Here is a 22,909-nt window from a genome sequence, read left to right as displayed (position 1 = left end):
TCTGGTGGTTATATATTGCTTCCCTATGATGGCGTTAATAAGTGGGAGGAAGTGGAAGTAATGGCAGCAATATGAAAGTCGCTCTGATTCCTAAGTGTTAAGTTTATCATCTGTATTGACTTTGATATTAATAGTGTGTCCTGAATGGTGAGTTAATTTGGCTTTATGAGTGATTGCAATTTCAGTATTTTTTGCAATCAGCAACTATTTGTCGAATAAGTTACACAAATGTAACTTTTTTAAGATCTGCTTCTGGCCTTAGTGGAGAGCTCTGGTTAATATCCGCGCCGTTGAGGACATTGTTATAACGATTATTCTAAAGCCGCTGATGGCAAACGATGTACCAGGTCTGCTCATTCGGATTTCTCAGATAAGTTAAATCCGGGCGACAGGTCCCCAGTTTTTTAGCAGGGCTAAAAGGATTTTATCGTGTCATTCTCACTGCGTTATCCATGGGCGGTTATTGTTACCGTTATGGCGTTAATTATCGGGCTGGCAGCAGGTGCAGGAAAACTGTCATTTGTGTCAGATTTTCGCGTTTATTTCAGTGCGGACAATCCGCAACTATTAAGCTTTGAGCAGCTTGAGCAGGATTTTAATAAGCAGGATACGCTGACGTTTCTGCTGCAGCCGACATCGTCGGCCACTGTGCTGGATTCCCGTGCATTAAATGAAATTGCACAGCTTACCCAAGCTGCCTGGGAAATTCCCTACGCCCGTCGGGTGGATTCCCTTACCAATTATCAGCGTATTCAATCGGCTGGCGATAATATTACGATTGATGACTTTTATCGGCCAGAGCAAGCGTCTGCTTGGGATATGGCGAGCGAGTTGGAATATGTCCGTACGCAACCCGATTTACTCAATCGTCTGGTTAATAAAGATGGCGATCTGGCGTTAATTATTGTCAGCCTGTCATTACCGGACGGTGATGAAAAAGCAACCGCCGAACTGGTCGCCTATACCCGTGAATTACTCGCTGAAACTGACCTGCAACATCTGGATGTACAGTTGTTTGGTACGGCGATTATTAACCTGGCACTGGCTGAAGCGGTAGAACGCGATATGGCAGCGTTAATTCCAGCCAGTTATCTGCTGATTTTTGCCGGCATCTTTTTTCTGACCCGCTCTCTGGCCGGTACGGTTCTGGCATTAACGCTGACCTTGCTCAGCGTGGTGGCTACCTTTGGTGCGTTGGGCTGGGCAGGAAGTCTGGGGCTGACCACGGCACGCCTGACTCCGGTGGTGGGTGTTGTGCCATCGATGATTATGATTATTGTCATTGCCGACTGTCTGCACATTCTGGCGACTTACCAACACGGCCTGCGCAGCGGTATGAATAAAATACCGGCGTTGCAGCAAGCGGTTACATCCAATATCCGTCCGGTGTGGATTACTTCTATTACCACTGCGCTTGGTTTGTTGTGTCTTAATTTCAGTGAATCACCACCGTACCGCGATCTGGGTAATTTAGTGGCTTTTGCCGCATTGCTGGCGGCGGTGCTGAGTCTGACGCTTTTTATTGCCGCCCTGCGGGTACTGCCGCAACCGAAAATACAGCCTGGGCGTGCGCTGGCCCATCCCGGTCAATGGCTCAGTGGTCTATTGCTGACATTCTGGCAGCGGGTACTGCAGCCGCATCCGCGGGCGTTGCTGCTGGGGGCCGTTATTGTGTCGGCTATTCTGGCCGCTGGTGTCAGTCAGCTTAAATTTAATGAGCAGTGGCATCAGTATTACGATGAGTCGTTTGCAGTGCGGCAGGCGCTGGATCTGCAGAACGATAAACTGAACGGCGTTAATTTTATTCAATACCGCATCGCGGCACAGGATGGCGGCTCGCTGTACCGTAGCGAACCTATGCAACAGTTGCAGCAACTGGCTGAGCATCTGGAAACCTTTGCCGAAGTCGGTTTTGTTGACAGCCTGCATCAGCCTTTACTGACGCTGAATCAGGCGTTGCATGATGGCGATCATCATTACTACAAAATCCCCGACACCGATCAGCAGGTTGCTCAGGCAATGTTGCTGTATGAAATGTCTTTGCCATTTGGCATGGGGCTGAATGAACGGCTGAATATTGATCAGACCGCCAGCCGTTTTACCGTGCATTTATTTAAGCGTACCTCGCGTGAATTGGTGGCCTTTGATCAGGCACTGCTTAACTGGGCGGCAGAACATACTCCGGCGCTGAGTATCGCTCCGGGCAGTGGTCTGGATATGGTGTTCGCCCAGATTTCTGACCGCAACAGCATCAGCCTGTTTCAGGGCACATTACTGGCGCTGGTATTAATTTCGGCCGTTATGATGCTGGTGTTGCGTTCGGTGCGTCTGGGGCTGATCAGTCTGGTGCCGAATTTACTGCCGGCACTGCTGGCTTATGGTATCTGGGGTTATATCAGTGGCCATGTCGATCTGGGGCTGAGTATTGTTGCCTGTATGAGTCTTGGCCTGGTGGTTGATGACACCGTGCATTTTCTTGCCAAGTATCGCAGCGCCCGCGCCAGAGGGGAAAGTACCGAAGCGGCCATCGAATACGCATTTTCTACCGTTGGCGTCGCCATGATTATTACCAGTCTGGTGCTGGCTGCCGGTTTTGCCTTGTTGCTGTTGTCACCTTTCTCGCCGACCTGGGGCATGGGTGGATTAATGGCGCTGACGGTTATGGTCGCCTTACTGGCTGACCTTATTCTTTTACCTTTGTTGCTGATGCTGTTGGATCGCGACTGACTTTTTCTGATTTTCCTGTTTATTAAAATTGAACTGAGAGCTCTCTATGACTAACTCTGCTGTTATTGCCGGCGAGCCATTGCTGCGCCGTATTCGTGCCTGGATGGACGAACGTTTCCCGTTTGCCAATGCTTTGCTGTTTTTTATTCTCTACCTGGTCACCGCCACTGTGGTTCGTGCCAGCCAGGGTGAATGGTTTTTTAACTGGAGCGATATTGTTGCCTGTCTGATTACCTGGTCGTTATTTTTAACCATCCGTATTTTTGATGAACATAAAGATTACGAGCTGGATGTTAAAAACCATCCGCAACGTGTATTGCAGAGTGGTCGTATTACCCTGATGCACCTGAAAGGTCTGGGCATTATTGCTGTAATTGCCCAGCTGCTGTGGAGCCTGTTTCTGGGTACCGATGCCCTGATCGTCTGGGCCGTGATGTTTGTTTACCTGTGTTTAATGGGCGCAGAGTTTTTCTGTGGCGCCTGGCTGGAAAAACGTTTGCTGCTGTATGCCCTGAGTCATATGGCGATTATGCCGCTGATCGTGCTCTGGCTGGCGGCAATGGCGCAACCACAATTGCCGGTAATGCAGTTACTGAACTCGGCACCTTTAATGGCCATGATGAGCCTGGCGTTTATCAGCGGCTTCTGTTTTGAAATTACCCGTAAAACCCGTGGCCCGGAAGAAGAGCGTGACACCGTTGATTCTTACTCGCGCATTCTTGGCGTGCAGGGTGCGGCCAATCTGGTCATCGTATTGGTCTGCGCCATGGTGGTTAACCAGCTGGTATTGTTGTGGCTGCTGGACGTTGCAGTATTAGCCGTTTATGCCGTGCTGCTTATTCTGGTATTGGCGTTAGCACTGAAAGCCATTATTCAATTCAAAAAAGCACCCCATGAGAGTGGTCGCGAAAATAACGAAAAAGCCGTGGCATTAACCATGCTGCTTGGTTATCTGGTGGTCATTATCGCCGCTGCATTACACATTCACCTGCTGGGAGCGAGCGCATGAAAAAAGCACGCGTATATACCACACAAGCCCGTTATGAATTCAGCAATGAACATCAGGCAACCGTCAGCCTGCAATGTGGCGAAAACTGGCGTAACGCCGAAGCGGTAGATGTTTCCAAAAGTCATTTATGCGTGTTGGCCGAGCCCTGCGAACAATGGCAGCTGGATGCTGCCTTTACCACGGTGACTCTGGTTCTGGCTGACAAAGAGTATGTGCTGCGCGATTTAATCATCAGCAAACTGGAGGTCGCGCAGAATTCTAAATTATGGCGTCTGGTATTGCGTAACGATACCGATGGTGAAAACGCCGCCGAAAACAGTCGCCAGTTATGGCAGCTCAGCTACGCCCTGCGTCAGCGTGCAGCAGAAGATGATGGCCGTTTATACGACGAACTGACCTTGCCGAAAGTACCGGCGCGGGGGTTATACACCGAAGACGCCCGCCAGGAACGGCTGAGTTTTGTCCGTAATGAAACCGGTGCGGCGATGGAGCGTGTGGCCGATATCACCCTCGATCCGAAAGCGCTGGTCAGTAATATCGAAGCGTTAATCGGCACCGTCGAAATTCCGGTGGGTGTGGCCGGGCCACTGCATATTCGCGGTGAGCACGCGAACGGTTTATTTTATGCGCCGATGGCAACCTCTGAAGGCGCACTGGTTGCATCGGCTACCCGTGGTGCAACGGCTATTTCCCGTGCCGGTGGTGTCAATGTGCGGGTACTCGGTCAGCGTATGTTGCGTGTACCGATCTTTGTATTAAGTGATTTATCCTCGGCGTTATTTTTTGCCGAATGGGTCAAAGATCATCAGCACGAAATTGCCGCCCAAACCCGTAAATATTCAAACTACGCCAATCTGGTGGAAGTGCATACCGAATTAATGGGCCGCACGGTGCACGTACAGTTTGTGTATGAAACCGGTGATGCTGCGGGTCAGAATATGACCACCACCTGCACCTGGCAGGCATGCCAGTGGATTCTGGCTGAAATGCGTGCCTTTGAAGGCATCGAGTTCGAAAACTTTATGGTTGAGGCCAACCTCTCCAACGATAAAAAAGTAACTTATAACTCTTTTCTGCGTGGCCGTGGGGTGCGGGTACTGGCTGAAACCGTACTCAGTGATGATGTCTGCCGCAAAGTATTAAAAGTCAGCGCGCGTGAACTCTTTACCGCTTATAACCACTTCGTTGGCGGCAGTATTGCGTCCGGTATGGTTGGCCTGAATATTAATATCGCCAACGTTATTGGTGCGATGTTTACCGCTACCGGTCAGGACATTGCCTGTGTGCACGAATCGGCCATCGGCCAGCTGCATATGGAAATGACCGATGATAATGCGATTTACGCCACGCTGCGTCTGCCAAGTCTGGTGGTCGGTACGGTCGGCGGCGGCACCAGTTTGCCGCAGCAGAAAGAATGCCTGCAGATGATTGGCTGTGCCGGTCCTGGCTGTGCGCATAAACTGGCTGAAGTGATTGCCGGTTACTGTCTGGCGCTGGATTTATCCACGCTGTCGGCCATTGCCAGTGATCAGTTTGCCCGTGCTCACGAAAAACTCGGCCGTAACCGCCCGGTAGAATGGTTAAAACTCGGTGATTTAAATCCGGAGTTTTTCAGCCGCGCATTATCACAGGGTTTAAACCGCAACGTGCAGGTCAGCGCGCAGCAGAGTCTGACGTTGTCGGGTAAAGGCAGCAGCATTATTACCGAACTGACAGCGCATAAAATTAATAAGCTGGTTGGTCATTATCCGTTCCGCCTGACACTGGACGATGCCGATCAGACACTGGATGTGATGGTAAAAGTAAAGCCGCTGGATGACGAAGTTATCCTGATGCTTAACTCTATGGCGTCGATGTGTGATGCGCGTCTGGCGCATGCCTATAACGAATTCCGCAAACATGTCGGCTTCCGTGGTTGTCATGTGCGTGAGCTGGAAGTGATGGCGCAGCAGGATGAACGTTTCCGCCGCGTTGCTCCGACCACTTATATGGCCTGGGCCGATGCCTCACGTGAAGCCTATGTCATTGTGCAGGAATATCTCGACGGTCTGGAATTAATGGATTCCGCCGACGATACCTCCGGCTGGACGGCCGAGCATTTTAATGCCGCCGTGGATGGCATTGCTCAGGTTCACAGCATCTGGCTGAACCGTGAAGACGAACTGCTGGCGCAAGACTGGATTTGTGATGCACCGACCAGCGCCAATATGCTGGAAAAAACCCGTCTGTGGGAAATGCTCGGTGCGCACGCGCAACAGGAATTTCCGGAATGGTTCAGCGCTGATGATATGGTCCGTTTCCGCGATCGGGTGTACAGCATGGAGCAGTGGTATCCCGAATTGGATGCGTTGCCAAAAACGCTGATCCATAACGACTTTAACCCACGCAATATTGCTTTCCGCCGTCAGGGTGATGAACTGACGCTGTGTGCTTATGACTGGGAACTGGCAACCGTTCAGGCCCCGCAACACGATCTTGCTGAGTTATTAACCTTTGCACTGACGCCGGATTTTGATCCGCAAATAGTAGAAGATCTGATCGAACGTCACCGGGTGCAGCTGGAGCAGGCGGCGGGCGTGACGCTCGATGCCGCACAATGGCGTTACGGTTTTACTCTGTCGCTGTGGGATTTAACAGTTAACCGTATGCCGATGTACATCATGGCGCATACCTTCCGCCATTATCCGTTTATGGAGCGGGTGGTAAGTACTTTCCGTCGTCTGCTGGATCTGGAAATTCAGCGTCTGCAAAACGGAGATCAAAGCCTGTGAAAAAAGACACTGTAAACAGCCCGGCTAATTATTGTCTGGACGCGCTGCAGGCCGCAGTGCTGAGTGCCGATCAGATCGGCGGTAAAGCCTTTAATCTGGCGTTTTTAAGCCGCCAGACGCTGGCCATTAATAGTCTGCAGGTGCCGCAATGGTGGGTAGTTCCGGTTGCTGCTTTCCGTGCTCAATTACGTTCGCTGAATCTTGAACAGTGGATTGAAACTGAACTGGCATCACTGGGCGATAAGCCCGATAGCAGCGCATTGGAACAGGTTGCCCGGGGTATTCAGCAGAAAATCCGTGAGGGTGGTTTATTAATTGCCATTGCCGATGACGTGCGCACGGCCATTGGCAGCGAAGCATTGGCGCAGGGCTTCTGGGCGGTGCGTTCATCGGTGGTAGGTGAAGATGCCGAAGGCGCGTCTTTTGCCGGACAAATGGACAGCTGCTTATATCAGCGTGGTGAAGAGCAGATTGCCGCGGCCATTATTACCGTCATGCAGAGTGCCTTTAATGCCCGTGCGTTGGCTTATCGCATCCAGAAAGGTCTGGGCCTGACCGACATTAATGCAGCGGTTATTATTCAGCGCATGATTGATGCTGATGTGGCCGGTGTGATGTTCACCGCCAACCCGGTGAATGGTGATCGCGGTGAAGCCTTTATTTCGGCCACCTGGGGTTGTGGTGAAGGTTTGGTTTCCGGCCACTGTAATGCCGATGAAATCAGCGTGCGTTTAAGCAGCAATGAACTCAGCGTACAGGTGAATGATAAAGACCTGTGTCTGGTGCAGGATACTGAACAGGGCGGCACCCGTGAACAGGAAGTGGCCGCCGATAAACGTGCGGTTGCCTGCTTGACCGACACACAGATTTTTGCCCTGCGTGATCTGGGGCGCAGCATTGCGGAAGCCTATTGCGCACCGCAGGATATTGAGTGGTGCCTGAAAGACGGTGCGTTTTATATTCTGCAGGCGCGTCCGGTGACGCGCTTGCCGGAACAGAACCCCGATACTGATCGCCTGCAGGTCTGGGATAATTCCAATATTCAGGAATCCTATTGTGGTGTTACCACACCGTTAACATTCAGCTTTGCTAACCGCGCTTATAAAACCGTTTACGAGCAAACCCTGCGTTTATTGGGTGTGCGTGAAAACGTTGTGCAACAGCATCAGGATATGCTGGAAAATATGCTCGGCCTGATTCGTGGCCGGGTGTATTACAACATTAATAACTGGTATCGCGGGTTATTATTCCTGCCATCTTTCCGTACCAATAAAGCCGATATGGAACGCATGATGGGCCTGACCGATCCGGTGGATCTGATTCAGGACCGCGAGCTGAGTGGCCGCGAAAAACTGGCACGCCTGCCGCAAATGTTGCGTGCCTTGTTTGCCATGCTCAGCCGTTTCCGCCGTATGGATGATCTGGTGGCTGAATTCCGCGCGCACTTTGCCGCTGAATATGCCCGGGTCGAGCGCAATAAACTGCACAGCCTGAGCATGGATGCATTAATCAGCCTCAGCCGTACGCTGGATAAAACCCTGCTGAATAACTGGACCACGCCCATCGTTAACGATTTTTACGTCATGATGATGAATGGCAAGGTGCACCGCTGGCTGGAAAAACTCGGTGTAGAAAATCCGGCACTGGTGCAGAACAATTTGCTGTCCGGTGAAGAAGGCATCGAAAGTACCGAGCCAACCAAATTCCTGCTGCGTTTATGCGATGAAGCGCGCACACAGCCAGAATTGCTGGCGTGTTTAAAAGATCAGCCAAACGATCAGCTTCTGGTTCTGCTGCAATTAAAATTCCCGGATTTCCACAGCCGCTGTCTGCAGTACATTGAACTGTACGGCGACCGCACCATGGGTGAGCTGAAGCTGGAATCGGTAACGCTGCGTCAGGACGCATCCTTTATGTTTGCGGTGCTGAAAAACTTTTTAAGCCGTGACGATCTGACCCTGGCGACGCTGGCCGAAAACGAAGCCCGTTTCCGCGCTGAAGCAGAGCAGGCGGTATTACCAGCATTGCAGAAGCAGTTCGGTCGCCGGGGCTTAAAAAAATTCCAGCGTGATTTAAGCCGCCTGCGCGATGCCATCCGTAACCGCGAAAACATGCGTCTGGCGCGCACCCGGATGTTTGGTCTGTACCGCGATATTTTCCGTCAGCTCGGTGAGCAGCTGGCGTTTTATTCGCAACTGGAACAGGCCGAAGATATTTTTTATCTGACCCTGGAAGAAATCTACGCCTATGCCGACGGCCGTTCTGTGACTGCTGATTTAAAACCGCTGGTGGCAATCCGTCGTGCGGAGTTTGCGTCTTACGAAGCGGACGAACCACCACATCATTTCCACACCCGTGGGCCACTGTACTGCAATAACCGCTTTGAATATCCGCATGCTCAGGAAGAAACCGCAGCCGCCGATGGCAGCCTGCAGGGCACCGGTTGTTATCCGGGAATTGTTGAGCAGAAAGTGCGGCTGATTTTCTCGCCGGATGATGAACTGAATTTAAATGGTCAGATTCTCTGCACCGTGCGAACCGATCCGGGCTGGGCACCGTTATTCCCGACCGCTGGCGGTATTCTGGTGGAGCGTGGTTCTACCCTCAGCCACTCGGCGGTGGTGGCCCGTGAACTGGGTATTCCTGCGGTGGTGGGTATTCCGGGGTTAACCAAATTACTGGCCGACCAGGAGCTGGTGCGCATGGATGGTTCCAGTGGCCGGGTTGAGCGGCTGGAATTTAATGCCGCCGAGTCTGTGGCTGCTGCCGAGGAGTCGGTGGCATGAACAGCATCCCGCAACTGAGTGATGAGTTTTTTCGTATTGCCCGTGAGCGTTACAGCGACGATGCCTTCTGGCTGGGTGAAGACGAAGCCGCAGTGCGCCGTCAGTTCAGTACGGCAAATGATTATTTCCGCACTGGCCGTGCCTGGGCAGAAACCGCAGAAGGTTGTCGTTTAGCCGGTTTTTTTAATCCCGAGCAGCGTATTAATGATGAAGCCGTTGCCTATTTCGGGTTCTGGGAAAACAGCGGCGACAACGACACGATACTGAATGCACAGCGGGATTTATTCGCCCGCTTTGAGCGCTGGGCTGCGGAGCAGGGCGCGGAGCGTATTTACGGGCCGATTAATTTTAATACCTACGGCCCCTACCGTTTGCGCCTGGCCGACGAGCAGGGCGGTATGCCGGGGCCGGTATTTGCCGGCGAACCCTATAATCCGCTCAGTTATGGCGAACAATTACAGGCACTGGGTTACGACATTCATTACCGCTATTACACCCGCATTAATAATAATTTACCGGCACTGGCGCAGCAGATGGAAAAACCACTGGCGCGAGCGTTACAGCAATTACAGGGAGAATTTATTGTCAGCCGTCTGGATGGCGACACCTGGATGAATAATCTGCCGGAGCTGTATCCGTTAATCGACCGCATGTTCCGCCAGAACTTTGCTTACAGCCCGATCAGCGAAGCACAGTTTGTCGCCGCCTGTGGTGAGCCTTTTGCGCGCAAGCTCTGCCCGCAGTCGTCGGTACTGGTGCGGCATAAAAGTGGTGCTATTGCCGGCTTTTTCCTGTGCTATCCGGATTACAGTCCGCTGCAGGTGCTCTCTTCGGTCTGTGGCTCATCGGTGAAGGCTGCGGATATCAGTTACGACCAGCATGCGGCGTTGTTGCCTGAGCCGCGTCTGGCGCTGGCGAAAACCGGAGCTATTCATCCCGATTATCGTCAGGCTGGTCTGTTCACCCTGATGTCGATGCAGCTGACGTGCTGGGCGGCACCGCATTATCAGCGCGTGGCAGCGGCTCTGGTGCGTGAAGATAACCCTTCACTGCGTTATGCCCACAACGGCGAAGAAGTGCGGGTGTATGGTCTGTTTACCAAACAGCTGGCCCGCGCGGCTGCTCAGGAAGGCTGATATGAGCGGGCTGAATTTCTGCCGTCATGTGCTTGAAGAGGCGCAGCGTAATCCGCAGCGGCTGGCGCTGGATATTCCAATGATGCAGGGGCGTCGTTGTCTGGGCGCTGAGCAATGTAGCTATGGCGAGCTGATGCAGCGTGTTGCCGCACTGCAGTCGTTGTGGCAGCAACAGGGGTTGCAGCCCGGTGAGCGGGTGGTGGTGATCGCCCGGCCTTCGGTTGATCTGTATGCAGTGGTGCTGAGTCTTTTGGCCTCCGGTCTGGTGGCGGTGTTTATCGATACCGGCATGGGGCGTAAAAAAATCCGTATGGCACTGGCCGATGCCCGCCCGGTGGCGATTGTCAGTATGCAGGCGCTGCTGCGCTGGTTCTGGCTGATTCCTGAGCTCTGGTCTTTAAAGCGCTTCAGTATTGACCGGAAAACCCTCGGCAGCCGCTCGCTGAATAAAGCGCTGGCGGCGTTTAAGGGCAGCCAATGGCCGCAGCTGGCGGCGCCTCCATCAGGAGATCACGGTCTGATTTCCTTTACCTCCGGCAGTACCGGTCGGCCAAAAGGCGCCGACCGTACTCACGCCAGTCTGGATGCGCAGCATGCGGCGATTCGCCATCACTGGCCGGATGCTGATGGCGAACGTGACAGTCCGTGCTTTCCGGTCATGGTGTTGCATAACCTCAGCTGCGGTATGAGCAGCTGTTTGCCACAGGTGGATCTGGCTGCTCCGGCAAAGGTGGATGCGGCGGCGGTACTGACACGCTGGCAGCAGCAGGGGGTTACCCGCATCAGTGGTGCGCCGGCCTATTTCCGCGCCCTGTGTGATGAGCTGTTACTGCGTAAGGCGACGCTGCCGCAGATCACCAGTCTGGTGATTGGTGGTGCGCCGGTCAGCCAGTTGCTGGCGCGCGATCTGTTGCAGGTATTCCCTGATGCCTATGCGCGTATTGCCTATGGCTCGACAGAAGCGGAGCCCATTGCCTCGCTGCGGTTGCAGGATTATCTGACCGCTGGCGATCAGCCCGCTGTGGCCGGTTTGCTGGTAGGCGATATTGCCGAAGCCACCGATGTGCTGATCTGCAATTTGCCTGAAAACAATGAACGTCTGGTTAATGAAAGTCACCTGCTCGACGGTCGCTGTGGCGTGGGCGAAGAGGGCGAAATTCTGGTGGCCGGCAATCATGTGCTGCGTGGTTATTACCACAACCCTCAGGCCGATGCGGAAAACAAAATCCCGCGCGCCGATGGGCTGGTCTGGCACCGTACCGGCGATACCGGCTGGCTCGATGAGCAGGGCCGGCTGTGGCTCAGTGGCCGGGTAAAAGATGCGGTGCAGCTTGGCAGCCAGCGCCGTTTGCAGCCGCTCTGGCTGGAGCAACAGCTGGATGCGCTGGCCGGTGTACAGCGCAGCGCGCTGATTGGCCATGAGCAGCAGGGCTGGTTATTTGTCTGCTGTGATGAGCCACTGGAAAACCTTAAAAGTGCGTTGCTGGCCTTGCTGCCAGCCGGCGAATGGCAGGTTGCCCGGCTTAAGTACATGCCGGTGGATGGCCGCCACAACAGCAAGATTGACCGGCCGTTGCTGCGTCAGATGGCGGCTGCAGGCCGTACCGACAGGGTGGTTACCTGGAACAAAACGGAGAGTACATCACTATGAGCAGTTTACCGGCCGGTGGCTGGATTATCCGCCTGAACCGGGTTGATCTGATCACCCTGAGCAGTGTTCCGCTGACCTTGCTGGCGCTGTTTTTTACCCTGCAACAGGAGTTGCTCACGGCGCTGGCGCTGTTGTTTCTGGCGATGACCGCCGATGCGCTGGATGGCTTGTTAGCACGGCGCTGGGGGCTGACCCGTGAGTTCGGGCGTTACCTTGATGGCTTTATGGATGTGCTGATTTATCTGGTCAGTCCGGCGCTGATTCTGTTGCAGTGGGGTTTTGATGGTATTTATGCCGTGGCCCTGGTGACTATGGTCGCCGCAGGCTGTATCCGCCTGTCGGTATTTAATCAGACCGGCAATATCGAGGACGCGAGTAAGGGCAGCGCCCGTCCTGCCTATCTGGGCATGCCGGTATTCTGGAGCCTGCTGATTATTGCGCCACTGGTGTTGCTGGAGCACTGGCTGGGGGCCAGCGCCTTTATTAAAGCTCTGCTGGCGCTGGCGTTGCTGTGGTTCTCGGTACAGATGCTGCGCGCCCGGCCTTTCTTTAAGTTCACTTCTCTGGCGCAGATGCTGTGGATTACCCTGGGTGGATTTTCACTGCTGTGCGTTACTACGCTGGTGGCTCAGGGCGCACAGGCGCCGTTGCATCCGCTGCTGATGGCGCTGTATCTGCAGGTGCCGGTGGTGATTGGCGGCGTGGCGCATATGTGGTGTGTCAGCAATGATGTACTGCCGTCTTTTGCCCGGCCGGTGTGGAAATCGGCCTTTGGTAGCAACAAAACCTGGCGCGGCGTTTTATTAGTGCCGCTGCTGACGGCGCTGGGCGCGCTCTGTCTGTGGCCACTGGAACAGGTCTTTCAGGCGCTGGGCTGGCCGACCGTGTGGAGTGGTTACTCACTGCTGCTGGCCGGCGCAATGGCTGGTGTTGGTTATATTCTTGGCGAATTGCCCAATTCCTGGTTTAAGCGTCGGTTGGGGATTGCACCGGGACAGGTGCCGGAAGAACAGCGTTACTGGTTTATCGCGCTTGATCAGATCGACTCGGCCGTTGGTGTCGCTCTGATACTCGGCTGGTGGCTCGATTTGAGCGCGGCCGTGGTGCTTTTGTACATACTGACCTTCCCGCTGACCGCGCTGCTGGTTAAACAGTGGTTGTACCGTAACAAACTCAAAGACAGTGCGGTCTGAGGGCGATATCGCGTTGGTGAATGAATGCTTGTGGCAACAGGGCAGATTTTATACACTACGCGCCCTTTTATTAGGTCTCGTCTGGATGGGTGCCATCTTTGCGTGCACAGCTGTGCCGCTTTGAGCATTGGGACAGATGAGTTTGATGAACGGCAGGCGATCCCAAAACCTGTCCCTTGATAAAACGATCGGAGTGATCTGAAACTATGGTAGTAATCCGTTTGGCCCGTGGTGGCTCTAAAAAACGTCCTTTTTATCACATTAACGTAGCTGACGCGCGTAGCCCTCGCGACGGTCGCTTTATCGAGCGCGTTGGGTTCTTTAACCCTGTTGCTCGCGGCCAGGAAGAAGCTTTGCGTATCGACGCAGAACGCGTTGAATACTGGTTGGCCAAGGGTGCTCAGCCGACTGATCGCGTAGCCAGCTTACTGAAGCAAGTCAAAAAAGCTCAGGCTTAATTGACGACGACCGGAGTTCTGATGTTGAACGACCAGATTGCGGGTGAGGAAATCACCGTCCTCGGAAAAGTAACCACCGCATTTGGTATTAAAGGCTGGGTGAAGGTGTATTCGTACACTGATCCTATGACCAATATCCTGGATTACCCGACCTGGCTGTTACGTATTAACGGACAGTGGTGTGAATTCAAGGTGACCGACAGCAAGCTCCAGCCGAAAGGGTTGGCCGTAGCTCTGACAGGAATTACCGACCGTGATGCCGCTCTGGCGTTGTCTCAGGTTGAAATCGGTGTTCCAACCTCGGAGTTACCGGAACTCGAAGAAGACGAACATTATTGGTTCCAGCTCGAAGGCTTGAAGGTGGTTAACACCGACGGCGTGTGGCTGGGCCAGGTGAAGGAACTGTTTGATTCCGGCGGCGGTAACCAGGTGATCAGCGTAAAAGGTTGCGAAGGCAGCATTGATAAGCGTGAGCGTCTGATTCCATACGCAGAAACAATCGTTCTTGAGGTTAATCTGGATAACGGTGAAATCCAGGTTGACTGGGACCCGGATTTTTAAGCCCGGTGTTGTAACGATGTGGTTTGGGGTTATTTCCCTATTTCCTGACATGTTCCGCGCACTCACCGATTACGGTGTCAGCGGGCGGGCAGTCAAACAGGAAAAAGTAAGTATCGAATGCTGGAATCCCCGTGATTTCGCCTACGATAACTACCAGACCGTGGACGATCGTCCATACGGCGGCGGCCCTGGCATGCTGATGAAAATTCAGCCTCTGCAGGATGCCATCCACGCAGCCAAAGCGGCTGCCGGGGAAGGCGCTAAGGTGATTTATTTATCACCTCAGGGACGCAAGCTGGATCAGGCCGGCGTGTTAGAGCTTGCTCAGCGCGACAAACTGATTCTGGTGGCCGGACGGTACGAAGGTATTGATGAGCGTTTGATTGAGCGCGAAGTCGACGAAGAGTGGTCTCTTGGCGATTTTGTTCTCAGTGGCGGTGAACTGGCCGCGATGACGCTGATGGATGCCGTGATCCGATTGGTACCTGGTGTACTGGGGCATGACCAATCGGCACAGCAGGACTCCTTTATGGAAGGCTTGCTGGATTGTCCACATTACACCCGCCCGGAAGTGTACGAAGGGCAGGCTGTACCGGACGTGTTGCTGAGTGGCAACCACGAGAAGATCCGCCAGTGGCGACTTAAACAGTCACTGGGAAGAACCTGGCAGCGCAGACCGGATTTACTGGAGGCGCTGGAACTGACAAACGAGCAACAAAGGTTATTGACAGAGTATCTGCAAGAGCTAGAACAGAACTCAGCAGACTGTTAAGGAGCGAACAATGAGCAACAAGAACCCAATCATTCAGCAGATTGAAAATGCGCAGCTGAAAGACAATATCCCTGCATTCAGCACCGGTGATACCGTTGTTGTACAGGTTAAAGTAAAAGAAGGTAGTCGTGAGCGTCTGCAGGCGTTCGAAGGCGTTGTAATCGGTAAGCGTAACCGTGGCCTGAACTCTGCATTCACTGTACGTAAAATCTCCCACGGTGTGGGCGTTGAGCGTACTTTCCAGACTCACAGCCCGATGATCGACAGCCTGGCTGTTAAGCGTCGCGGTGATGTGCGTCAGGCGAAACTGTACTACCTGCGTGAGCGTAGCGGTAAATCTGCACGTATCAAAGAAAAGGTTTAATCCTTCTCTTGCTGAAAAAACGGGCCTCTGGCCCGTTTTTTTATGCCTGTTTTGCGACTGTTTTTGTGATCATAGCCCAGCTTGTCATCTGTATGGCATGCATGGCTGGTATACTGCTGCGCAGATGTACGGGGTCGGTGATTCTGTATTCTTGACACTGGCAGGCGCATTTGAAAGGGTAGGGCCCGGAACAAACCATGGGCTCTGGGCCTCCAAGCCTGAATGATGACGTAAAGGTTGCAGTAATGAAAAAAACACTTTTAGCCGCCGCGCTGGGCCTGAGCCTGACGTTACCGGTAATGGGCGCAGATGCCGCTAAAGCGCTGCCGCTCGATAAGCAGGTCGAAGCCAAGCTGGTGCAGGCTTTTGGCCCGCGTCTGCAGGTTCGGGAAGTTGCGCCTTTGGCGGGCAACCAGATTCTGGAAGTGGTTCTGATTGACGGTTCGGTGATGCACATGACACCGGATCTTAGCCACTTTATCTACCGTGACGAATTATACGAACTGGGTGCCGAAGGCCCGCAGAATATTACCCAGAACCGCAACAACCCCAAACGTGCTGAGCGTCTGGCGGCGGTTAGCGATAATCAGACCGTTGTCTTCCAGGCAAAGGGTGAGCAGAAAGCGCTGATCAATGTCTTTACCGATATTGACTGCGGCTATTGCCAGAAGCTGCACCAGGAAATTCCACGCCTGAACGAACTGGGCATTACCGTGCGTTATCTGGCGTATCCGCGTGCCGGAATCAAAGACCCGCGCAATGGTGAGCTGACCGATTCCTATCGCAAGATTAACTATGTTTGGTGCCAGGCAGATCGTAAGGCGGCGATGACCAGCATGAAGAACACTCAGCGCGATATGAACATGCTGGGTCAGCGTTTGCGTCAGTCCGGTGGTTCCTCTGAGCTGGAAGATCAGTACCGTGCCTTGCAGGGACAAGTTGTGGCGATGATGGACAAGAGCAAAGACTGTGGTGCGCCGATTGCCGCCCAGTACGATCTTGGCCAGGAAGTCGGTGTCACCGGTACTCCGGCGATAGTGGTTGAAGACGGTCGTCTGTTTCCGGGTTATATGCCGGCGGATGACCTGGCCCGTCGTCTGGGTGTGATGTAGTTCAGGGCCTGTTTCCTGTTTAACGGGTGTTGACAGGCTTTGCAAGAAACCTCCTGCGGGAGGTTTTTTTATGCCTGCTCTTATGTTGTCTGTCTGCACCGCATAAGAGCAGGGTTATACACATTCATATCGGCGGGTAATCACCGTTCATACAATAATGAATACTTCGCGGTTAAAAATATCTAACCAATTGTTTTATATAAGAAATATTACAATACGTCGGCGCGTAAGCGAGGCCCTTCCGGCATGGCCGGAGTCTGATTGGGCGACTTTTTCAAGATTTGCCCCCAGTCTTATCCACAGATAAATAGACATAAGTAGCTGCTTACCTTGCAGGCCTTACATTTGAAGGGCGTCGTCAGGTGCCCAATCGGGTTCACTGGACGGCTTCATTTTGGCGCATCGTGAACTCAGATGATGCATCTTATGCACATCCACAGCCAGCCCGGTTCAATCTCAGTCAATTTGGCCTGAAAATAGGCAAATGGACTATTGATTTTTATAAGTTATTGAAAAATAAAGACTTTCCAGTGTGGTTAAAAAATAACCAATTTGAGAGGAGGCCGCTGTTTATGCGAAAAACAGCGACTTTTAAAGTGCTTACCCACAAAGTTATTCACAGTTTTTGTGGATAGTATGTCAGCCTGTCCGGGGTGGCACTGAGGACATTTTTGGGCTCTCTGGCGTTGTTTTGCTCTTGACATAAAAAATATTGCTCAAAGCGGTTATGCACATTGACAGGCCGCGCTTTTTGAACGGACATTCAAAAGTCAAAAAACTGAAACAAATCAGAATGCAGTAGATAACTCATTGAAATATATAAGATTTGGCTTTTGTTGCTATTTCAGCCAATCTGAACTGAAGCCGCATGAATACTGGATTCAGGGCAGTTATCAGAAACTTACCCAAAGAATTATCCACAGAAAATGTGCATAACCACGAGAAATCCAGAAACGGCGCGCTCCGGCGCCGTTGTGGATGATTCTGATAGCCGCTCAGGCGCTCTCTTCGTCGTCTTCATCCGTGATATTAAGGAAACAATCCAGCGATGGATGCGGCACATCCTGTGCGTCAAATTGCAGTGCCGACGGTAGGGCATCAAACCAGCCAAACTGTTCGATCAGGCGGCGCCAGATCGCATCCAGAGGGGCGTTGAAGGTCAGTGTTTCGCCGCTGACCGGATGGCTCATGGTTAATTGGGCGGCATGCAGCAGCAGTCGCGGTGCCTGCAGCTGGTCGCGGAAATAGCGGCTGTGGCGGCCTTTACCGTAACGGGCGTCACCGATGATCGGATGGCTCAGGTGTTTAAGGTGACGGCGCAGCTGGTGCTTACGGCCGGTGTGCGGAATGCATTCCACCAGCGAATAGCGTGACTGCGGGTATTTATCGATATGCACCGGAATCTCGGCGTTGCCCAGTGCACGGAAGTCGGTGATGGCTTCCTGCTCGGGTTTGATTCTTTCGTGTTTGGCGTATTTGTCGACCGGTGGAGCCATGGGTTTATCGAGGTGGATGAACTCCGGCATCCAGCCACGCACGATGGCCAGGTAGCGTTTGTCGACCGCCCGCTGACGCCATTGATCAGTAATCAGGCTGGCCATTTCCTGGCTCAGGGCAAAGGCCAGAACACCGGAGGTTGGTTTATCGAGACGGTGTACCGGATACACCCGTTGCCCCAGCTGGTTACGCAATAATTGCAGGGCAAAACGGGTTTCATGGCGGTCTATCTCACTGCGGTGTACCAGCAGGCCACTGGGCTTGTTAATGACCACCAGCTCGTCATCAAGGTAAATAATATCAAGTTCCACTGCATGCCCGGTGTTGTTACCGGCCCCCGGATAAAACGCGGCACTTTACCTTATGTGCTGCATGGCGGGTAGGCAGGAGCGGTTTATGGCTGAAGCGATTTTTCCCTTGCGCGGCGATCTTTGCTACTTTGTGCCAGCGCGAATGACTGTCTGTTCAGATTAATAATAAAAAGGAGTTGTCATGCTCAGCCGCTGGATGACCGTAATGCTGCTGTTTGTTGTCGCTGTTCTGCTTAGCGTACGCCTGGTTTATGTTGAGAGTGCTTCTTTCCCGGACCGCAGCGCTGCTCCGCTGCTGCCATCGACTGAACTGGAGAAGATGGTCAGTCTGCCGCTGCCGCCGGGGAATCTGGCGGTGGCTGATGATCAGCGGATCTTTTTTACCTTCCACCCGGAAGCGTCACCCGATATCAACGTCGCCGTCTGGGCGAATGACGAAGTCCGTGCCTTTCCCGCGCCGGAGTGGCAGCCCGGTGGCAGTGCAGAGCATGCACTGAACGAAGTACTGTCGCTGCGCCTGCACAATAATGAATTGTGGTTGCTGGATAATGGCCGCCACGCGCTGAACAGCGTACGTCTGCTGGCGTTTGATATTAACAGCCGCGAGTTGCTGCACAGTTATCGTTTTCCGCGCGATGTGTTTCCGTTGGGCGCGCACGCCAATGATTTCCGCATCAGCGCCGATGGCCGTTATTTCTTTATTACGGATGCCAGCCTGCTGGCGCGCACCCCGGCTCTGGTGGTGTATGACCGTGCTGAGGGTATCAGTCGTCGTGTGCTGCATAACGATGCCAGTGTCCGTGCCGGAGCGTTTGAACCGGTGGTACAGGGGCAGGCGATGACGCTGTTTGGTTTGTTTACGGTGAATCCCGGTGTCGATGGTATTGCGCTCGATGACGCCGGGGAGTGGCTGTATTTTGCCGCCGTGGCCGCCGATCAGGTGTATCGCATCCGTGTCGCTGACCTGTTAAATGCGGATTTACCCTACGCCACTCTGAGTGCCCGCGTTGAAGCGCTGGGGCCAAAAACCATGACCGATGGCATGGCGCTGGATGCTGCCGGAAACCTGTATTTTTCTGACCTGGAGCATTCGGCCATTGTGCGTCGTACTCCGGCTGGCGAATTGCAGACACTGTTGCGCAGCGTTGATCTGCGCTGGCCCGATGGCTTCAGCCGCCAGGGCGACTATCTTTATCTGACCTGTTCTGCTTTGCATCAGGTGATTGGTCACAGCCGTGAAGATATTCTGGCTGCGGGTCCTTATCCGATTTATCGGTTCTCCCTGAGCAAAGCTGAGTCTTACCTGAATCCCTGATGCACGAGGCCGTCGAATGAAATGTGTATACCAGGCAGCCGATACGCTGGAAGCCCATCTGGTGCTTGGCCTGCTCGAGCAGCACCGTATTCAGGGATTTATTGAAGGCGCGCATCTGACCGGCGGGTTAGGAGAATTACCGCTGCAGAATTACGTGCGGGTACTGGTCAATGATGTGGATTTTGATGCCGGGCGGCGGCTGATGCTGGAATACGATCAGGCCAATGCGGTGACCGATCCGTTACCGCCGCCGATGTTTCGGCACTGGGGCTGGTTTGTGCTGGCGCTGCTGGCCATTATTGCCGCCGAAAGTCTGCGCTTTCTCTGATGTTCACGATGTTGTGCCGGAGCCTGGCGGCTTTGCCGGCATGCCTTTACCATTTACCTCTACCAGTACACCTTTGCTAAAACCTCTCTGCCAGAACACCGGATGCAGAGCGCTTCTTACTGCCGCGCTCTGCACGATGGGTCAGTAGAAACTCACTGCTGTCAGCCGGTCGAGGGAATCGCCCATATGGTAGGAAAAAGGTCGCCCGGCCGCAGCGGCCATCTGCCGGCATTTTTCTTCCAGTTTACCGTGGGTCAGATAGCCGACCTTGGTGTGTTCATGGGTAATTTCGCCCAGCGTGCCCAGCTGCAGTTCAAGTTCTTTGGTTCCCTTGCGGTTTAAATGACCGGCGGAGCTGTGGGTTATGTCGGTGGACATCTGTATCTCGTGGCTTGCCAGTTTTGCCTGCAGTTCGGGTTGAGCAATCACAATACCTACGGGAATACTGTAGCGGGTGTAGGCATTCTTGTAGGTCTTAACCAGAGCGTGAGTGGGTTGTCCGTCTGCGCTGGTTATGACTTTTAAATCGACAAAAGGAAGCTGCGGATCCACCGTCATGCTGACACTGCAAAAAGCTTCGCCTTTATTTTCTTTGGAACCCGCCATGACCGAGTTCAGCATATCGGCAATGCCATAGGAAACGCCGATCTGTACGTCTTTAACCTGAAGATTCGTTGTATATTCCTGCACTAAGGCCGCGGCATCTTGACGATACTTGGCGGATTCTGTCTGCATATCATTCGGGCGCAATGTGAGATGAACGCCCAGCGGCGTGGTACGTCCGACAATAATATTCTGCAGTGCCTGTTTTATCATCCCTTGCTGCTCAGCACTGATGCCGCCGAAAATGGGCGTGCTCAGTACGACAGACAGACCGCGCGAAGCCTGATCAGCGCGCATATCGACCAGCTCCGGGTCGATACCTTCCGCCCGCAGCAGCGCGTCCAGATGGTCACGGTATACGGGTTTTATGGTATTACCTGAACCGTTGTAGACGCTGCGTTCCGTGGTCACCGACTGACCAAATTCCAGTGCTGCAAAATCATTATCGCAACCGCTCAGTAGTATGGTCAGTGCGACCAAACAGGATTTTACCGTGGTGTGCATCCTTGACGTCCCTTGCCTTTGTCCGGATTAAATGAGCGCGCGAGTCTAATGACTTTATTGATAACAGGCAAAGCAGAGAAGCGCTCGGCTGATGTGATTTTGTCACCAGGCTGTCGCCACAGGGAATGAGCGTTACCGTAACAGAGAGCGCGTTAAACACGAGGCTATTGTGGCTGAGGCGGATGTTTTATCCGGCGTTGATGTCAGCCATCGCGGCTATTGAGTAAGTTCTGAAACACGGCCTGACTGTCGGCGCCATCATCACGGTGAAAATCAATTAACAGCATGGCCAGGTGCTCGGCATCTTCCAGATGCGGGAAGTGTCCGGTTTTTATCCGCTGAACTGTGTCCTGCTGGCGGCTGCGTTTGCTCAGTGGATCGTATTCCCCGTTGATGTGTTGCTGAGCGGTCCGGTTGGCGGTTGCGGTTATGAGCCGTTTTTCGTTGCTCAGTGGCAATTCGTAGCGGTATTGCAGCAGCAGAGGCAGAATTTGCCGCCCCTGATGGGCGCACAATAATTGCCATAAATCCTGGCGTGTCTGACTGCTGATGGGCGTATAGGGGCCGCTCAGGGTTTCCAGATAACGACCATACAGACCTTCGGTAATGCAGTGGCTGAACAGCAGACCCAGCGGTCCGGCTAACAGCAGCTCACGCCAGAGAAAGTGTTTTGCCTCGCCACCAGAGCGGGCGCACAGCCAGCTGCAGCGGCTGATATGAACGGTGCCGGGGTTGGCCAATAGTTGCTGGCCAACACTGGCGCCGTAATCGTGGCCGATGATCTGGCATTGCCGGATATCAAGATGATTCAGCAGATCCATGACCCGTTGTGCCTGATCCTGTAAGCGGTAGCTGTGCTCGGCGGGTTTGTCGGAGTCGCCACAGCCCAGAAGATCCGGGCATATCAGGCGGAATTGGCCGGTCAGCATGGGCCACAGCCGGTGCCAGTCCCAACTGCTGCCCGGCAGGCCATGCAGTAGCAGTAAGACCGGGCCTTGTCCTTCATCGTGAAAACCGATGCGTTGGCCGTGCCAGTGATAATCTCGCTGCTGGCTGCGCCAGATATTGGGGTTTAGCACGGCTGCTCCTTAGCGTTTTTTATTGTTGTTATAGGGTCTGACGGTTCAGGTTTAATCCGTTAAATCAGGGGTGAACAGCAGATCCGTGACGCCGTAATCCACTCCCAGGCGGCTCAGTTCTGCGGTGATTTGACCGCGGTGGTGGGTCTGGTGGTTGAAAATATGCTGCAGGATCAGATCCAGCGGTTTGGCGACGTCTTGCCCCAGGCTGTTGGTAAATACGAGGACATCGCGGGCATCATCGGCGCGCAGCAGGTCGCACCAGCGGATATAAATATCATCGAGGCGTTCGCGCAGTGGGCGCAGGGTAGTCAGATCGTGGGCGAGCTGGGTATTAAATGTGGCTGGTGTCGGCAGGTCACGCAGCTCTTCCAGTATTGGAAAAATAGCGGACAAGCGGTTGAGCCAGTAAATGTCGGTCACTAACAGATGGTTCCAGGTGCCCAGCAGGGAATCAAAATACAGGCCGCAGGATTGGTTCAGTTGCCCGTGCTGCAGGGTGGAGCAGGCGTCCAGCAATTGCTGGTTCATGGCCCGGTTGTAGCGGGCGTAGCGGCGGTATATGTCAGACCATGGCATGCGGTGTCTCCCGGCGGGTGAATTCCGTGTTATCGCAATCGGGGATAGGCTTATCGGTTTAACGGTGCATTTTTCTGTGTGTTCCCTCTGGCCGTTTTGCCGAAACAGAACTCTGCTTAAGGCGGCCACAGATTCCTACTCTATGCCAGCCCA

The 22,909-nt window shown here is 53.5% G+C and carries 18 protein-coding genes; 14 read left to right on the top strand and 4 right to left on the bottom strand.

Annotation, left to right across the window (positions count from 1 at the left end; all coding sequences use genetic code 11):
- Window positions 1-429: 429 nt before the first annotated feature.
- The 12 genes from NYR02_RS01000 to NYR02_RS00945 all read left to right on the top strand — a co-directional run bounded on the left by NYR02_RS01000 (window position 430) and on the right by NYR02_RS00945 (window position 16,540).
- Window positions 430-2,727 carry an efflux RND transporter permease subunit gene (locus NYR02_RS01000; protein ID WP_260974533.1) on the top strand — a complete coding sequence of 766 codons (2,298 nt, stop codon included), beginning with the start codon at window positions 430-432 and terminating at the stop codon, window positions 2,725-2,727.
- Between the two features lie 46 nt (window positions 2,728-2,773).
- Window positions 2,774-3,736 carry a UbiA family prenyltransferase gene (locus tag NYR02_RS00995; protein WP_260974532.1) on the top strand — a complete coding sequence of 321 codons (963 nt, stop codon included), beginning with the start codon at window positions 2,774-2,776 and terminating at the stop codon, window positions 3,734-3,736.
- On the top strand, window positions 3,733-6,507 hold the full coding sequence (locus NYR02_RS00990) for a phosphotransferase (RefSeq protein ID WP_260974531.1): 2,775 nt from the start codon (window positions 3,733-3,735) through the stop codon (window positions 6,505-6,507). Before NYR02_RS00995 ends, NYR02_RS00990 begins: the two co-directional genes overlap by 4 nt.
- The gene (locus tag NYR02_RS00985; RefSeq protein ID WP_260974530.1) at window positions 6,504-9,293 is read left to right on the top strand and encodes a phosphoenolpyruvate synthase; all 2,790 of its coding nucleotides are present in this window, start codon (window positions 6,504-6,506) and stop codon (window positions 9,291-9,293) included. The genes NYR02_RS00990 and NYR02_RS00985 overlap by 4 nt, the downstream gene beginning before the upstream one ends.
- Complete coding sequence (locus tag NYR02_RS00980) at window positions 9,290-10,429, top strand: hypothetical protein (RefSeq protein WP_260974529.1); 1,140 nt, start codon at window positions 9,290-9,292, stop codon at window positions 10,427-10,429. The genes NYR02_RS00985 and NYR02_RS00980 overlap by 4 nt, the downstream gene beginning before the upstream one ends.
- Before the next feature lies 1 nt (window position 10,430).
- Complete coding sequence (locus NYR02_RS00975) at window positions 10,431-12,080, top strand: AMP-binding protein (protein ID WP_260974528.1); 1,650 nt, start codon at window positions 10,431-10,433, stop codon at window positions 12,078-12,080.
- Window positions 12,077-13,273: a CDP-archaeol synthase gene (locus NYR02_RS00970; protein WP_260974527.1), complete on the top strand. Its 1,197-nt coding sequence runs from the start codon at window positions 12,077-12,079 to the stop codon at window positions 13,271-13,273. Before NYR02_RS00975 ends, NYR02_RS00970 begins: the two co-directional genes overlap by 4 nt.
- Before the next feature lie 206 nt (window positions 13,274-13,479).
- Window positions 13,480-13,731: a 30S ribosomal protein S16 gene (gene rpsP / locus NYR02_RS00965; RefSeq protein WP_260974526.1), complete on the top strand. Its 252-nt coding sequence runs from the start codon at window positions 13,480-13,482 to the stop codon at window positions 13,729-13,731.
- A gap of 21 nt (window positions 13,732-13,752) precedes the next feature.
- Window positions 13,753-14,292, top strand: a complete 540-nt coding sequence (rimM, locus tag NYR02_RS00960) for a ribosome maturation factor RimM (protein ID WP_260974525.1) — start codon at window positions 13,753-13,755, stop codon at window positions 14,290-14,292.
- 16 nt (window positions 14,293-14,308) lie between these two features.
- Window positions 14,309-15,064 carry a tRNA (guanosine(37)-N1)-methyltransferase TrmD gene (trmD, locus tag NYR02_RS00955; RefSeq protein WP_260974524.1) on the top strand — a complete coding sequence of 252 codons (756 nt, stop codon included), beginning with the start codon at window positions 14,309-14,311 and terminating at the stop codon, window positions 15,062-15,064.
- A gap of 10 nt (window positions 15,065-15,074) precedes the next feature.
- The gene (rplS, locus tag NYR02_RS00950) at window positions 15,075-15,428 is read left to right on the top strand and encodes a 50S ribosomal protein L19 (protein WP_260974523.1); all 354 of its coding nucleotides are present in this window, start codon (window positions 15,075-15,077) and stop codon (window positions 15,426-15,428) included.
- A gap of 245 nt (window positions 15,429-15,673) precedes the next feature.
- Window positions 15,674-16,540 carry a DsbC family protein gene (locus NYR02_RS00945; RefSeq protein ID WP_260974522.1) on the top strand — a complete coding sequence of 289 codons (867 nt, stop codon included), beginning with the start codon at window positions 15,674-15,676 and terminating at the stop codon, window positions 16,538-16,540.
- Window positions 16,541-17,535: 995 nt separating this feature from the next.
- Here NYR02_RS00945 and NYR02_RS00940 read toward each other — a convergent pair.
- Complete coding sequence (locus tag NYR02_RS00940; RefSeq protein ID WP_260974521.1) at window positions 17,536-18,348, bottom strand: pseudouridine synthase; 813 nt, start codon at window positions 18,346-18,348, stop codon at window positions 17,536-17,538.
- A gap of 181 nt (window positions 18,349-18,529) precedes the next feature.
- Here NYR02_RS00940 and NYR02_RS00935 point away from each other — a divergent pair, with 181 nt between their 5' ends.
- On the top strand, window positions 18,530-19,663 hold the full coding sequence (locus NYR02_RS00935) for an SMP-30/gluconolactonase/LRE family protein (RefSeq protein ID WP_260974520.1): 1,134 nt from the start codon (window positions 18,530-18,532) through the stop codon (window positions 19,661-19,663).
- A gap of 16 nt (window positions 19,664-19,679) precedes the next feature.
- A complete protein-coding gene (locus tag NYR02_RS00930) occupies window positions 19,680-19,991 on the top strand; it encodes a putative signal transducing protein (RefSeq protein WP_260974519.1) in 312 nt (103 codons plus the stop codon).
- 141 nt (window positions 19,992-20,132) lie between these two features.
- Here NYR02_RS00930 and NYR02_RS00925 read toward each other — a convergent pair whose 3' ends face one another.
- The 3 genes from NYR02_RS00925 to NYR02_RS00915 form a co-directional block, all read right to left on the bottom strand.
- On the bottom strand, window positions 20,133-21,098 hold the full coding sequence (locus NYR02_RS00925) for a hypothetical protein (protein WP_260974518.1): 966 nt from the start codon (window positions 21,096-21,098) through the stop codon (window positions 20,133-20,135).
- 203 nt (window positions 21,099-21,301) lie between these two features.
- Window positions 21,302-22,177, bottom strand: a complete 876-nt coding sequence (locus NYR02_RS00920; RefSeq protein WP_260974517.1) for an alpha/beta fold hydrolase — start codon at window positions 22,175-22,177, stop codon at window positions 21,302-21,304.
- Between the two features lie 51 nt (window positions 22,178-22,228).
- On the bottom strand, window positions 22,229-22,756 hold the full coding sequence (locus tag NYR02_RS00915) for a DinB family protein (RefSeq protein ID WP_260974516.1): 528 nt from the start codon (window positions 22,754-22,756) through the stop codon (window positions 22,229-22,231).
- Window positions 22,757-22,909 lie beyond the last annotated feature (153 nt).

Source organism: Thalassolituus pacificus (assembly GCF_025318105.1).
GTDB classification, from domain to species: Bacteria; Pseudomonadota; Gammaproteobacteria; order Pseudomonadales; family Oceanobacteraceae; genus Venatoribacter; species Venatoribacter pacificus.
The sequence above is the reverse complement of the archived record's forward strand: the minus strand, read 5'-3'. Positions and strand labels throughout refer to the sequence as shown.